The sequence below is a fragment of the Streptomyces sp. Ncost-T10-10d genome, from assembly GCF_900091955.1.
In the GTDB taxonomy this organism is placed as follows: Bacteria; Actinomycetota; Actinomycetes; order Streptomycetales; family Streptomycetaceae; genus Streptomyces.
On record NZ_FMDF01000160.1, the window covers coordinates 67,549 to 81,134 of the forward strand.

General features: G+C 70.2%; 11 protein-coding genes. 3 read left to right on the forward strand and 8 right to left on the reverse strand.

Going from position 1 to position 13,586, the window contains the following annotated elements; genetic code table 11:
• Positions 1–137: 137 nt before the first annotated feature.
• Together GA0115254_RS29115 and GA0115254_RS29120 are read left to right on the forward strand one after the other, a co-directional pair.
• Complete coding sequence (locus GA0115254_RS29115; protein ID WP_176740338.1) at positions 138–3,443, forward strand: S8 family serine peptidase; 3,306 nt, start codon at positions 138–140, stop codon at positions 3,441–3,443.
• A 205-nt stretch (positions 3,444–3,648) separates the two neighbouring features.
• Positions 3,649–4,677: an aspartate-semialdehyde dehydrogenase gene (locus GA0115254_RS29120; protein WP_093898255.1), complete on the forward strand. Its 1,029-nt coding sequence runs from the start codon at positions 3,649–3,651 to the stop codon at positions 4,675–4,677.
• A 58-nt stretch (positions 4,678–4,735) separates the two neighbouring features.
• On the opposite strand, the gene GA0115254_RS29125 is transcribed toward GA0115254_RS29120, so the two are convergent.
• Together GA0115254_RS29125 and GA0115254_RS29130 are read right to left on the reverse strand one after the other, a co-directional pair.
• A complete protein-coding gene (locus GA0115254_RS29125; RefSeq protein ID WP_093898256.1) occupies positions 4,736–5,083 on the reverse strand; it encodes a type II toxin-antitoxin system PemK/MazF family toxin in 348 nt (115 codons plus the stop codon).
• Positions 5,076–5,300 carry a ribbon-helix-helix domain-containing protein gene (locus GA0115254_RS29130; protein ID WP_093898257.1) on the reverse strand — a complete coding sequence of 75 codons (225 nt, stop codon included), beginning with the start codon at positions 5,298–5,300 and terminating at the stop codon, positions 5,076–5,078. Before GA0115254_RS29130 ends, GA0115254_RS29125 begins: the two co-directional genes overlap by 8 nt.
• A 99-nt stretch (positions 5,301–5,399) precedes the next feature.
• Between GA0115254_RS29130 and pepN the strand changes: the two genes are divergently transcribed.
• Complete coding sequence (gene pepN, locus GA0115254_RS29135; RefSeq protein WP_093898258.1) at positions 5,400–7,976, forward strand: aminopeptidase N; 2,577 nt, start codon at positions 5,400–5,402, stop codon at positions 7,974–7,976.
• Positions 7,977–8,055: 79 nt separating this feature from the next.
• Here pepN and GA0115254_RS44775 read toward each other — a convergent pair whose 3' ends face one another.
• From GA0115254_RS44775 to GA0115254_RS29160, 6 genes are all read right to left on the reverse strand, one after another.
• Positions 8,056–8,196 carry a hypothetical protein gene (locus tag GA0115254_RS44775; protein WP_176740339.1) on the reverse strand — a complete coding sequence of 47 codons (141 nt, stop codon included), beginning with the start codon at positions 8,194–8,196 and terminating at the stop codon, positions 8,056–8,058.
• A gap of 167 nt (positions 8,197–8,363) precedes the next feature.
• Entirely contained in the window at positions 8,364–9,503 is a 1,140-nt protein-coding gene (gene alc, locus GA0115254_RS29140; RefSeq protein WP_093898259.1) for an allantoicase, read from the reverse strand.
• A 55-nt stretch (positions 9,504–9,558) separates the two neighbouring features.
• Entirely contained in the window at positions 9,559–10,482 is a 924-nt protein-coding gene (locus tag GA0115254_RS29145) for a LysR family transcriptional regulator (protein ID WP_093898260.1), read from the reverse strand.
• A 103-nt stretch (positions 10,483–10,585) separates the two neighbouring features.
• Positions 10,586–10,816 carry a hypothetical protein gene (locus GA0115254_RS29150; RefSeq protein ID WP_093898293.1) on the reverse strand — a complete coding sequence of 77 codons (231 nt, stop codon included), beginning with the start codon at positions 10,814–10,816 and terminating at the stop codon, positions 10,586–10,588.
• Positions 10,817–10,872: 56 nt separating this feature from the next.
• Positions 10,873–13,131, reverse strand: coding sequence for a 4-alpha-glucanotransferase (malQ, locus tag GA0115254_RS29155; RefSeq protein ID WP_093898261.1), 2,259 nt, complete (start codon positions 13,129–13,131; stop codon positions 10,873–10,875).
• Positions 13,132–13,404, reverse strand: a complete 273-nt coding sequence (locus GA0115254_RS29160) for a hypothetical protein (RefSeq protein WP_093898262.1) — start codon at positions 13,402–13,404, stop codon at positions 13,132–13,134.
• Positions 13,405–13,586 lie beyond the last annotated feature (182 nt).

Genomic DNA, 13,586 nt, shown 5'->3' on the forward strand with positions numbered 1-13,586 from the left:
TGGCGCATCAGCACCACTGGCGGAAGTCCGCCATGTCCACATCTCGCCCACCTCAACTCTCCACAAACCCCTGTCATTTACGAAAGGGTGAGCGGTCATCCGGTACCGAATTCCGGACTCTCTCTTTCACTTCAGGGATGCTGATGACCTCCGAGTCCCCCAGTTCCATACCCGGGGCAAGACGCGTGGCCCGAGTCGCGGCTGCCGCCGGCCTGGTGGCCGCGCTGGCCGCCACCGGCGCCGCCCCGGTCTTCGCCGCCGATGACCCCGCTCCCGCTCCCGTCAAGTCCGCCGCCAACGGCGCCACGGCCGACAAGCTCGGCTCGGCCGATGCCGATGTTCTGGCCAAGGCCAAGGCCAAGGGCGAGAAGAACGTCACGATGATGGTCGCCACCACGCCCGGTGCGACCGAGCAGGTCGCCGAGCAGCTGGACGCCGTCAAGGGGTCCGTGCTGGGTCGTACGTACGACAAGCTCGGCTACGTACGCGCGACCGTCCCGACCGCGACCGCCGAGGCGACCATCAAGGCGGCCTCCAAGCTGTCGTCCGTCCACGGCATCGATCTCAAGCAGGAGATCAAGCTGGACGACCCGACTCCCGCGGCCGACCGGGCCGCCGGGGCGACGACGAAGTCCACGGGCACCTACCCGGCGCCCGGCAAGAACACGCCGGCGAAGAACCCGTACAACCCGTCCTTCGAGACGGGCGCGGTCGACTTCGTCAAGCAGCACCCGAAGGCCGACGGCCGGGGCGTGACCATCGGCATCCTGGACTCGGGTGTCGACCTCGGTCACCCGGCGCTCCAGAAGACCACCACCGGCGAGCGCAAGATCGTCGACTGGGTGACGGCCACCGACCCGGTCAGCGACAGCGACGGTACCTGGCTGCGGATGACGGCGTCGGTCTCCGGCCCGACCTTCACCATCGGCGGCCGCACCTACTCGGCGCCGGCCGGCTCGTACAAGATCCAGCTCTTCTCCGAGGCCGCCACCAAGGGCGGCGACATGGCCGGGGACCTGAATCGCGACGGTGACACCACCGACGTCTGGGCCGTGCTCTACGACCCGGTCGCCGGTACCGTCCGCGTCGACCTGAACAACGACGCGGACTTCTCCAACGACGCCGTCATGAAGCCGTACAAGGACGGCCACCAGGTCGGCTACTTCGGCACGGACAACCCGGCGACCGATGTCGTCGAGCGCATCCCGTTCGTCGTGGAGACCCGCAAGAACGTCGTGTACAACGCGGCAGGCGACAAGGCCGACTACGTCAACATCGGTGTCATCGAGTCCGAGCACGGCACCCACGTCGCGGGCATCACCTCCGCCAACGGCCTGTTCGGCGGCAAGATGAACGGTGCCGCGCCCGGCGCGAAGATCGTCTCCTCGCGTGCCTGCACCTGGTCCGGCGGCTGCACCAACATCGCGCTCACCGAGGGCATGATCGACCTCGTCGTGAACCGCGGTGTCGATGTCGTCAACATGTCGATCGGTGGCCTGCCGCCGCTCAACGACGGCAACAATGCCCGCGCGGAGCTCTACAAGCGGCTCATCGACATCTACGGCGTCCAGCTGGTCATCTCGGCCGGCAACGACGGCCCGGGTGTGAACACCATCGGTGACCCCGGCCTCGCCGACCACGTCATCTCCGTCGGTGCGTCCATCTCCAAGGAGACGTGGGCGGCCAACTACGGCTCGAACGTCACCAAGAAGTACGACATGCTGCCCTTCTCCTCGCGCGGTCCGCGTGAGGACGGCGGCTTCGCGCCGATCCTGACGGCCCCGGGTGCGTCCATCAACACCACCCAGACCTGGCTGCCCGGCGGCCCGGTCAAGGAGGCGGGCTACAGCCTGCCGGCGGGCTACTCCATGCTGCAGGGCACCTCGATGGCCTCGCCGCAGGCCGCCGGTGCGACCGCGCTGCTGCTGTCGGCCGCGAAGCAGAAGCACATCGAGCTGCCGCCGGCCGATCTGCGTACGGCGCTGACCAGCACCGCCACCCACATCAAGGGGGTGCCGGCGCACGCCCAGGGCTCCGGTCTGATCAACATCGTCGGTGCCTGGAAGCAGATCGAGAAGCAGGGCGCCCCGGCGCACGAGTACGCGGTGAAGGCCCCGGTCGACACCGCGATCGACTTCGCGCTGAAGACCCCCGGCTTCGGTACCGGTCTGTACGACCGCGAGGGCGGTCTGAAGGCCGGTCAGAAGAAGTCGTACGACGTCACGATCACCCGCACCACGGGACCGGACAAGGCCGTCAGGCACCAGCTGTCGTGGAAGAACAACGACGGCACCTTCAAGCTGACCGGTCCGAGCACGGTCTCCCTGCCGCTGGGCAAGCCCGTCACCGTCAAGGTCGAGGCGAAGCCGGGCAGCGCGGGCGTGCACAGCGCGATCCTTCGGGTGGACGACAGCAGGACCGTCGGCGTGGACCAGCAGATCCTCACCACGGTCGTCGTCTCCAAGGAGCTCGCGAAGCCCGCCTACGCGTTCAAGGCGTCCGGCTCGGTGCAGCGCAACAGCACCACGTCGTACTTCCTGACCGTGCCGGAGGGCGCCAAGACCCTTGAGGTCGCGATGAGCGCGCTGCGCTCGGGCAGCCAGACCCGCTTCATCTCGATCCACCCGTACGGGGTACAGATGGAGGACAGCTCCACGATCTTCTGCTACCCGAACTACGAGAACCCGGCCAACACCTGCCGCCCCGACGTGCGCTCCTACAAGGACCCGCAGCCGGGCGTCTGGGAGATCGAGGTCGAGGCACGGCGTACGTCGCCGCTGCTGGACAACCCGTACAAGCTGGATGTCTCGCTGCTCGGCGCGACCTTCGACCCGGCGGTGCAGACCATCGCCGAGGCGAAGATCGGCACGCCCGCCCCGGTGAGCTGGAAGGTCACCAACAACGCGGGCGACCTGGAGGGCACGCTCAAGGGCGGCTCGCTGGGCTCGGCCAAGGTCGCCAAGCCGTCGATCAAGACGGGCGACGAGCAGGAGTTCGAGGTCACCATCGGTGAGGGCGTCGAGAAGCTGGACGTCGCCATCGGCGGTACGTCGGACGCCAACGCCGACATCGACCTGTACGTCTTCCGGGGCAACACCCAGGTCGGCAAGTCCACCACGGCCGGCTCCGAGGAGTCGGTCAGCCTGGTGAAGCCGGCCGCCGGTACGTACACCGTCGTGATCGACGGCTACAGCGTTCCGGCCGGGACCACCACCTACGACTACCGCGATGTGTACTACGCGCCGTCGCTCGGCACGATCAAGGTCGACGAGTCGAAGGCCGTGAACCTGGCCAACGGCGCCTCCGCCCAGATCGGTGCCGAGGTCTCGGTCGCCGGGGCGGCCCCCGAGGGCCGGCAGTTCTTCGGCGAGGTCCACCTGGTGAACAGCCACGGGACCGCGGCGGGCACCGGTAGCGTCGTGATCGAGAAGGTCACGCCGTAGCGGAGCCCGTGATCTCCGCGGTGACCGCGGTCACCGTGTGATCCGTACGACAGTGGGGCGGGTGCTCAGTGGAGCTCCCGCCCACTGCTCTGCCCGGCCGGGCGGGCGATGTCCGCAACGCGGACAATGGATTGGACAAGGAAGCCGTGGACACACGCATCATGGAACGGCAACCGTGCCAGTTCGTACGTTCGAAGGAGTCCCTGTGAAGGTCGGAATCGTCGGCGCCACCGGTCAGGTCGGCACAGTCATGCGCAGGATCCTGGCCGAGCGGAAGTTCCCGGCCGACGAGCTGCGGCTGTTCGCCTCCGCGCGCTCCGCGGGCTCCACCATCGAGTGGGAGGGCCGGGAGATCACCGTCGAGGACGCCTCGACGGCCGATTACTCCGGGCTGGACATCGTGCTGTTCTCGGCCGGTGGCGCAACGTCGAAGGCGCTCGCCGAGAAGGTCGCCGCGCAGGGCGCCGTCGTGATCGACAACTCCTCCGCCTGGCGCAAGGACCCCGAGGTCCCGCTGGTCGTCTCCGAGGTCAACGCGCACGCGATCGCGAACCGGCCCAAGGGCATCATCGCCAACCCGAACTGCACCACGATGGCCGCCATGCCCGTGCTGCGCCCGCTGCACGACGAGGCCGGCCTCCAGACGCTGACCGTCGCCACCTACCAGGCGGTGTCCGGCTCCGGCCTGGCCGGTGTCGCCGAACTGCACGGCCAGGCGTCCAAGGTCGTCGCCGACGCCGACAAGCTCACCCACGACGGCGAGGCCGTCGACTTCCCCGAGCCGGGCGTCTACAAGCGCCCGATCGCCTTCAACGTGCTGCCGCTGGCCGGCTCGATCGTCGACGACGGCTCCTTCGAGACCGACGAGGAGCAGAAGCTCCGCAACGAGTCCCGCAAGATCCTGGAGATCCCGGAGCTGAAGGTGTCCGGCACCTGCGTCCGGGTGCCGGTCTTCTCCGGCCACTCGCTCCAGGTCAACGCACGTTTCGCCCGTCCGATCAGCGTCGAGCGCGCATACGAGCTGCTGAAGGACGCCCCGGGCGTCGAGATCTCCGAGATCCCCACCCCGCTGCAGGCGGCCGGCAAGGACGCCTCGTTCGTCGGCCGGATCCGGGTCGACGAGACCGTGGACAACGGCCTCGCGCTCTTCGTCTCCAACGACAACCTGCGCAAGGGCGCGGCGCTGAACGCGGTACAGATCGCGGAGCTGGTGGCGGCGGAGCTGAACGGCTGACGCCTGTACGCACGAAAAGGGCGGCCACCGCGGTGCGGTGGCCGCCCTTTCGTATCCGTCAGAGGGCGAGATGCCGACGCAGGGCGGCGTCGATCTCGGCCATGCGCCGGCGGGGGACGATACCGATCCGCTTCAGGACACGGTCCGGGGCGACCGCCCGGACCTGCTCGCACTGGACCTTCGAGTCCTTCGGCAGACGGCTCTCGTCGGCCCTGAGAAGGACCTGGAACGTGAGAACACGTGCGGTGTTCGATGTCAGAGGCACCACGGTGATCACGCCTCTGCCGTTGAGCTCGACCGACTGGTTGGCGGCGTTGTTGGAGACGATCACGGCAGGCCTGACCTTGTTGGCCTCGCTGCCCCTGGCCGGCTCCAGATCGACCAGGTGGATGTCGCCTCTACGCATCGGCGATTCCGTCTCCGACCGTACGGTCCCAGAGCGCGGCGTCCTCGCTCGCGTCCCACTCCTCGAACGCCTCTGTGTACTCCGCCTCCAGACCGGCGGCACGCAGCAGCTCGATGGCGGCATGGATCACCGCGGACCGGGAATCCGCATCGGTCTTCAGGGCGTACTCGTCGACGAAGGCGACATCCTCCTGCGGCAGGCTCACACTGATCTTCATACCATTGATGCTACCGCGGTGGCACACCCATAGCCACTCCATTCGGGCATGTGACATGGAAGGATGACCGGAAACGTCACATACCAAGGAGATGACCGCGTGCCTGGCACCAATTTGACCCGCGAAGAGGCACAGGAGCGGGCGCGCCTGCTGACCGTGGACGCGTACGAGATCGATCTCGACCTCTCCGGAGCGCAGGAGGGCGGCACCTACCGGTCCGTGACCACCGTGCGCTTCGACTCCGCCGAAGCCGGTGCGGAGACCTTCATCGACCTGGTCGCCCCGGCCGTGCACGAGGTCGAGCTGAACGGCAGGTCGCTGGATGTCGCGGCCGTGTTCCGCGACTCGCGCATCAGGCTCCCGCACCTGGTCGCGGGCTCCAACGAGCTGAAGGTCGTCGCCGACTGCTCGTACACCAACACGGGTGAGGGCCTGCACCGCTTCGTCGACCCGGTCGACCAGCAGGCGTACCTCTACACCCAGTTCGAGGTTCCGGACGCGCGTCGCGTCTTCGCCAGCTTCGAACAGCCCGACCTCAAGGCGACGTTCCGGTTCACGGTGAAGGCGCCGCAGGGCTGGTCGGTCATCTCGAACTCGCCGACGCCCGAGCCGCAGGACGACGTCTGGTCCTTCGAGCCGACACCCCGCATCTCGACGTACATCACGGCCCTGATCGTCGGCCCGTACCACTCGGTGCACAGCAGCTACGAGAAGGACGGCCAGTCCGTTCCGCTCGGCATCTACTGCCGTCCGTCGCTGGCCGAGTTCCTCGACGCGGACGCGATCTTCGACGTGACGCGGCAGGGCTTCGACTGGTTCCAGGAGAAGTTCGACTACGACTACCCGTTCGCCAAGTACGACCAGCTGTTCGTCCCGGAGTTCAACGCCGGTGCGATGGAGAACGCGGGCGCGGTCACCATCCGCGACCAGTACGTGTTCCGTTCGAAGGTGACGGACGCGGCGTACGAGCGGCGTGCGGAGACCATCCTGCACGAGCTGGCGCACATGTGGTTCGGCGACCTCGTCACCATGGAATGGTGGAACGACCTGTGGCTGAACGAGTCGTTCGCCACGTACACCTCGGTCGCCTGCCAGGCGTACGCGGAGGGCTCGAAGTGGCCGCACTCCTGGACCACGTTCGCCAACTCCGAGAAGACCTGGGCCTACCGCCAGGACCAGCTGCCGTCCACGCACCCGATCATGGCGGACATCCGTGACCTGGACGATGTGCTGGTCAACTTCGACGGGATCACGTACGCCAAGGGCGCCTCGGTCCTGAAGCAGCTGGTGGCGTACGTCGGCATGGACGAGTTCTTCAAGGGCGTCCAGGCGTACTTCAAGGCGCACGCGTTCGGCAACACCCGGCTGTCCGACCTGCTGGGCGCGCTGGAGGAGACCTCCGGCCGCGACCTGAAGACCTGGTCGAAGGCGTGGCTGGAGACGGCGGGCATCAACATCCTGCGCCCTGAGATCGAGACGGACGAGAACGGCCACGTCACGTCCTTCACGGTCCTCCAGGAGGCCCCGGCCCTCCCCGCCGGCGCGAAGGGCGAGCCGACGCTGCGGCCCCACCGCATCGCGATCGGCTGCTACGACCACAACGACTCCGGCAAGCTGGTCCGTACGAACCGGATCGAGCTGGACGTCGACGGCGCGCGCACGACCGTGCCGTTCCCGGCCGGCACCGCCCGCCCCGCCGTGATCCTGCTGAACGACGACGACCTCTCGTACGCGAAGGTCCGTCTCGACGAGGAGTCGCTGCGCGTCGTCACCGAACACCTCGGCGACTTCACCGAGTCCCTCCCCCGCGCCCTGTGCTGGGCCTCCGCCTGGGACATGACCCGCGACGGCGAGCTGGCGACCCGGGACTACCTCTCCCTGGTGCTCTCCAGCATCGGCAAGGAGTCGGACATCGGCGTCGTCCAGTCGCTGCACCGTCAGGTGAAGCTGGCGCTGGACCTGTACGCGGCGCCGGAGTGGCGCGAGGCCGGGCTGACACAGTGGACCGAGGCCACGCTGGCGCACCTGCGCGCGGCGGAGCCGGGCAGCGACCACCAGCTGGCCTGGGCCCGCGCCTTCGCGGCGACGGCCCGCACCCCGCAGCAGACGGACCTGCTGCAGTCGCTGCTCGACGGCAAGGAGACGATCGAGGGCCTCGCCGTCGACACGGAGCTGCGCTGGGCGTTCATCGAGCGGCTCGCCGCCACCGGCCTGCTCGAAGAGGACGAGATCGCCGCCGAGTACGAGCGCGACAAGACGGCGGCGGGCGAACGCCACGCGGCGACCGCCCGCGCGGCCCGCCCCACCGAGGAGGCGAAGGCGGAGGCGTGGGCCTCGGTCGTCGAGTCCGACAAGCTGCCGAACTCCCTCCAGGAGGCGGTCATCGCCGGCTTCGTCCAGACCGACCAGCGCGAACTGCTCGCTCCGTACACGGAGAAGTTCTTCGCAGCGGTCAAGGGCGTCTGGGAGTCGCGCAGCCACGAGATGGCGCAGCAGATCGCCGTCGGCCTCTACCCGGCCGTCCAGGTCTCGCAGGCCACGCTGGACACCACGGACGCCTGGCTGTCCTCGGCGGAGCCGAACGCGGCCCTGCGCCGTCTGATGTCCGAGTCGCGTTCGGGTGTGGAGCGCGCGCTGAAGGCCCAGGCCGCGGACGCTGCGGCGGCCACGGCGTAACGACTGAACGGTGAAGCAGTGAGGGGCGCCTCCCGCGATGGCGGGGGCGCCCCTTCCTCTCTCCCACCCGGTTGTCGGATCACAGCAGCCGGAACGTCTCACCACCCGGGTCGGCCACGGCCCTGATCTCCGCGCCCGCAGTCGCTGCCGCCACGCCATGAGGCATCGGGCCTCCGGCCTCGAACACCGGGAATCCGGCTCCGCCGACGCGCACGCGCATCCGGATCCGTCCGGGCACAGCCGTCCGTGCTCACGCCCTCGTCCGGGGGCGTCGGCCTTGGAAACCGCCCGTCGGGCGGGCGCCGTCGCGCAGCCGTCCGACGGGCGGGAGCAAAGGGGGTTACAGGAGGAAGGCGATTACGGGAGGAAGAGGTTGCGGGATGGGGGTCATGCGCCCGACTCCTCGTGGCGCCGGACCAGTTCGGCCGCACCCGACTCCGTCAGGCTGCCGTGCAGGCGCATGCGGGCGACTCCGCCGTCCGGGAAGGCGTCGAGACGGACGTGGGTGACGATCGCCCGGTCGCGGAGGGGGAAGCGGTGGAGGGTGTCGGGCTGGAGCCTGGTGCGGGGGATGATCTCGAACCATTCACCCGTCTCACCGTTGCGGCCCTGGAGGGCGATCCAGCCGGCCGCGTTGCCCTTGAGGTAGGCCGTGTCGATCTCGACCGCGCGGACCACGCCCTGGGCGGGGAGGCGGAAGCGGACCCAGTCGTTCGTGTCGCGGACCCGGCGGCGGCGGTTCTCCCAGCCGTCGTCCATCTTGCGGGAGGTGCCGGGCAGGATGATCTGGGTCGGCGAGGAGTAGAAGCGGTCGGAGGCGTCCTCGTAACTGCCGCCGTTCAGGACCGAGATCAGGTCGAAGGTGCCGAGCATGGCGAGCCAGGACGGGTCGGGGAGGACCTCGCCGTGGACGCGGAGCCGGGCGATGCCGCCGTCGGGGTGCTGGCAGAGACGGACATGGGTGTAGCGACGGCCGCCGGTGATCTCGAAGCCGTTGGCGGCGTGGCCGCGTACGGGGGTCGGCGGGACGATCTCCTCCCACTTCACGTCGTCGGCGAGGAGTTCGGCAGGGCCGGGTGAGCCCTCGACCGCCGTCGCCTGGATCGAGACGCGCTGCGGGTAGTTGCCGCGGAAGTGGGCCGTGTCGACGACGATGCCGCGAATGATGCCGGGAGCACCGAGGCGGATCAGGGCCCAGTCGTGCTCCTCGGGGGCCGGGAACGGATGGGCCGCGTCCGCACCGCGTCGGCGGCGGGTCTCCCAGCCGTCCATGATCTTGCCCTTGTGGCCGAAGTGCTCGGGGTCGAAGACCGCGCGCTCCCGGACCAGGAGGTTCTCGCGCTGGGCGAAGAACTCGTCGTTGGCGGCGATCACACCCGCGCCGAGGCGGCGGTCGGCGAGGTCGACGAGTTCGGTGAAGGGGAGGTCGGTGGTGCGGTAGTCGGCGTACGGGTCGCCACCGCCGTACGGAGCCGCATCGTTGGCGTGGGGGTCCTCGTGCCGGTTCTCATTCTGTTCGAAGGTCATGCGCCTACTGTCGCGGCGGACAACCCATTAGGTCCATCGAAACTTTTTGCATTATTTATTCAGCTGAAGTGAACGATGAGGCCGCTTCGCCGAGCGCCGCGAGGACTCTGGCCACCGCCGGACCCCGCTCGGCCCCCTGCCGTACCGCCGCCACCACATGGCGTCGCGGCTGGTCCGCTTCCAGTGCGCGCATCACCACACCGCCCCGGCTGTGCCGTTCCGCCGATGCCATGCGCGGGATCAGGGCCACCCCCATGCCCGCCTCGACCATGGCCAGGATCGCCGTCCAGCCGGAGGCACTGTGCGCCTGCTCGGGCACGAATCCGGCGGCCTCGCACGCGGCCGTCGTGATCTGTGACCAGGGGCCCGAGCCACCGAAGATCCAAGGGTCGCCGGAGAGATCCGCCAGACGGAGGGCGGGCGCCGCGGCGAGGCGGTGGTCCGCGGGCAGGGCCACGTCCAGGGGGTCCGCCAGCAGGGGCGACACCGCGAACCGGGGGTCGCGGGCCGTCGGGGCGTGCGCGGCCAGGGACAGGGCGAGGTCCACATCACCGGCGGCCAGGAGTTCGTACGCCTGCGCGGCCTCCGCCTCCCGCACCCGTACGTCCGGTCCCGGGCGCTCTTCGGCGCGCAGCCGCTGGATCGCCGGTACGACGAGGGCGGGCACCGCCGTCGAGAACGCCGCGATCCGTACCTCGCCGGCCTCGCCGCGCAGATAGCCGGTCAGCTCGGCGTCGGCGCGCTCCAGTTGGGCGAAGACGGCCTCGGCGTGGCGCAGCACGAGGTGCGCCGCGTCGGTGAGGCGGACCCGTCGGCCCTGGGCCTCCAGAAGCGGTACGCCGAGCTGGCCGGACAGGTTGGACAGCTGCTGCGAGACCGCGGACGGGGTCATCAGCAGGGCCTGCGCGGTCGCGGTGACCGTGCCCCGGTCGCGCAGGGTGCGAAGGATGCGGAGCTTCTTGACGTCCCACTCGATCATGGCCGCAACCTACCCGGCGCCCGGACCGGGCATCCGGGTCCGGACATGCGTGTGCGCCGCACGGTACGGGGTACCTGCGGCGCACTCGGGAAGAGCGTGGGTGCTAGGCCTGCTTCTTGGACTTGTCGAGGACCATGACCAGGCCCGCGATGACCACGAACAGGGCGATGGGAGCCACGACGTAGAGACCGATCGTCTCCATCACGCTCAGGCCGGGACCCGGGTCGTCACCGGCGTCACGGGTCAGCGCAAGCGCGGGGGACGACATGAGCAGCATCATCAGCGTCGTACCGGCCGCCACGGCGCCGGCGCGCATTGCGTTCTTCTTGTCCACGGTGCAAACGTAGCGAACGCCCAGGACGGGCGCGCGCCCGGGGGTGCCGTACGGGGTCACGAGCGGGATTCCGGATGGAATTCCGGGTGGGGATCCGGGCGGGTTCCCGGGCGGTTCCCGCGAGATTCGAAGACCTCCATCAGCCGGTGCAGGCGGGGTGCGGCGGCCAGCTCCTCCAGGGTGACCGGGTGGCCGTCCGCGTCGGCGACGGGCAGTCGCCAGTTGGGGTACTGGTCCCAGGTGCCGGGGAGGTTCTGCGGGCGGCGGTCGCCCAGCGTGTCGGGCAGCCAGACTCCGACCATGCGGGCGGGGGTGCGCAGCAGGAAGCGGTGTACGGCGCGGGCGGCGCCCTCCTCGTCGCCCGCCCCCTCGGGAAACAGGCCGAGCCGGGCGAGATGTCCCAGCCACTCGGCGGTGTCGGTCGCGTCCGCGGTCAGCTCCTCGGCGAGGCTGCGGGTGAGCAGGCCGAGGCGGTGGCGCAGCGTCACATGGTCGCCGGTCAGCCGGGCTGCGGTGGACGGCAGGTCGTGCGTGGTGACGGTGGCCAGGCAGCCCTCGCGCCACGCCTCGGGGGCCAGCGGGCGGCCGGTGCCCGCCCAGTCCCGTTCGAACCAGAGCACGGAAGTGCCGAGCACGCCGCGTCGGGCCAGCGCCTCGCGTACCCCCGGCTCGACGGTGCCGAGGTCCTCCCCCATGACGACCGCACCGGCCCGGTGCGCCTCCAGGACGAGGACGGCGAGCATCGCCTCGGCGTCGTGGCTGACGTAGGTGCCCTCGGTGGGCGGGCGCCCCTCGGGCACCCACCAGAGCCGGAACAGACCCATGACGTGGTCGATGCGCAGGGCTCCCGCGTGGGCGAACAGTCCGCGCAGCAGTCCTCGGTACGGGGCGTAGCCGGACGCGGCGAGGACGTCGGGGCGCCAGGGCGGCAGGCCCCAGTCCTGGCCGCGGGCGTTGAAGGCGTCCGGAGGCGCGCCGACGGACATGCCGTGCGCGAAGGCGTCCTGCTGGGCCCAGGCGTCGGCGCCGCCGGGGTGCACGCCGACGGCGAGGTCGTGCACGATACCGACGGCCATTTCGGCGTCCAGGGCGGCACGCTGGGCGGCGGCGAGCTGGCTGTCGGTCAGCCAGGCGAGCCGGCAGTGGAAATCGACCCGGTCCAGCAGCGCGCGGCGGGCGCGGGCGGTCTCCTTGGAACGGGGGTCGCGGAGCGCGGGCGGCCAGGTGTGCCAGTCGGAGCCGTGCACCTCCGCGAGGGCGCACCACAGGGCGTGGTCCTCCAGGGCCTGTCCCTGCTCGGCCAGGAAGTCGCAGTACGCGGCGCGGCGGCCCGGGGTGAGGGGCACCTTCGTCACGAGTTCGAGGGCCTGGCGCTTGAGCTCCCAGACGGCGTCCCGGTCGATCAGGGCGGCCTTGTTCAGCACGGTGTCGCTGAGCGTCGCCGCGTCCTGGCGCAGATCGTCGAGGGTGCCCCGGTCCGGCACGTGCCCGTACTCGGGGATGGACTCGATGTGCAGATGGACGGGGTCGGGGAAACGCCGTGACGACGGGCGGTACGGGGACGGGTCGGTGGGATTGCCGGGCACGGCGGCGTGGAGCGGGTTCACCTGGACGAATCCGGCGCCGAGGGTCCGCCCGGACCAGGCGGCGAGGTCGGCGAGGTCCCCGAGGTCGCCCATGCCCCAGGAGCGGGCGGAGAGCAGGGAGTAGAGCTGGACGAGGAATCCGTGGCTGCGTGCGGGCGGCTGCGGCACCCGGGACGGGGCGACGACGAGCGTGCCGGTCGCGCTCCGGCCACCCGGAGCGCGTACGGCCAACCGGTGCACCCCGAGCGGCGGTTCGACCCACCAGGCGGGGGTCGGGGGCACGCGCGTCGGGGCACCGCCTCCCGCACCTTCAGCCGCGTCCGTTCCGCTCTCCCCGTCCGCACCCGCGCCTGCGTCGGCGGTGCCCCGTCCCGAAACGGCCGGATCCGGTCGGTCGGCCGGAATGTACATCCGCCGAGGCGGGGGCGATCCGCCGTCCCCTCCTCGATCGAGTCCGATGTCCAGCGAAGTGCCGGGCGGCAGGGTGGTCAGGGCCGGGGGCAGTGGCTCCCCGGTCCACACCACCAGCGTCGGCGGCAGCAGCCGGGAACGGGCCGAGGACTCGGCGGCGACGAGCGATTCCCGTACCGATTCGGGCGTGGCGGCGTCCACACCGAGCGCGGCGAGCACGGCGATGACGGTGTCGTCGGGAACGGACACCGTGACATCGGCGGACGGGGAGTAGGAGGTGGCGACGCCGTGCAGTGCGGCGAGCCGGGACAAGCCCATTCAGACTCCTGGGAACTCCATGCCCCACGCGCCGCCGGAGGTGGCCGGCTCGCTGGTCAGCGGGGCATTGACGGCGAGCGGGGCTTCGCTGGTCAGTGGTGTGGCGTCGGCGAGCGGCGGCTCGCTGGTGAGAGGTATCGCGTCGGCGAGCGGCGGCTCGCTCGTCAGCGGACCGGGGCCGGGCCCGGCGGCCGAAACCGCACCGGGCAGCGGGACGGGACCGGGTTCCTGTTGGGAGAGGGCGGAGAGCAGAAGCTGCGCGGCAGCGGGCATGGTGGCCTCCCGGCCGTGGAGGAACAGGACACAGCAGACCTACCCAGCGGGCTCGACCGCAGACGTAGGCGTTACCACAACGAATTCAACGTGCCCTGGGTCACATTTCGTCCCCGGAGCCCGGTTCTCCGTAAGTTGTCCGCTGTTTTCGGCCATTCGACGTCATCCTTGGCGTCGCCCGT

Bases quoted from the DNA above. Each gene is read 5' to 3' on its own strand.
- GA0115254_RS29115 (WP_176740338.1), top strand. From the start codon at position 138: ATGCTGATGACCTCCGAGTCCCCCAGTTCCATACCCGGGGCAAGACGC.
- GA0115254_RS29125 (WP_093898256.1), bottom strand. From the start codon at position 5,083: ATGCGTAGAGGCGACATCCACCTGGTCGATCTGGAGCCGGCCAGGGGC.
- GA0115254_RS29130 (WP_093898257.1), bottom strand. From the start codon at position 5,300: ATGAAGATCAGTGTGAGCCTGCCGCAGGAGGATGTCGCCTTCGTCGAC.
- GA0115254_RS44775 (WP_176740339.1), bottom strand. From the start codon at position 8,196: ATGCGCGTGCGCGTCGGCGGAGCCGGATTCCCGGTGTTCGAGGCCGGA.
- alc (WP_093898259.1), bottom strand. From the start codon at position 9,503: ATGACCTTCGAACAGAATGAGAACCGGCACGAGGACCCCCACGCCAAC.
- GA0115254_RS29145 (WP_093898260.1), bottom strand. From the start codon at position 10,482: ATGATCGAGTGGGACGTCAAGAAGCTCCGCATCCTTCGCACCCTGCGC.
- malQ (WP_093898261.1), bottom strand. From the start codon at position 13,131: ATGGGCTTGTCCCGGCTCGCCGCACTGCACGGCGTCGCCACCTCCTAC.
- GA0115254_RS29160 (WP_093898262.1), bottom strand. From the start codon at position 13,404: ATGCCCGCTGCCGCGCAGCTTCTGCTCTCCGCCCTCTCCCAACAGGAA.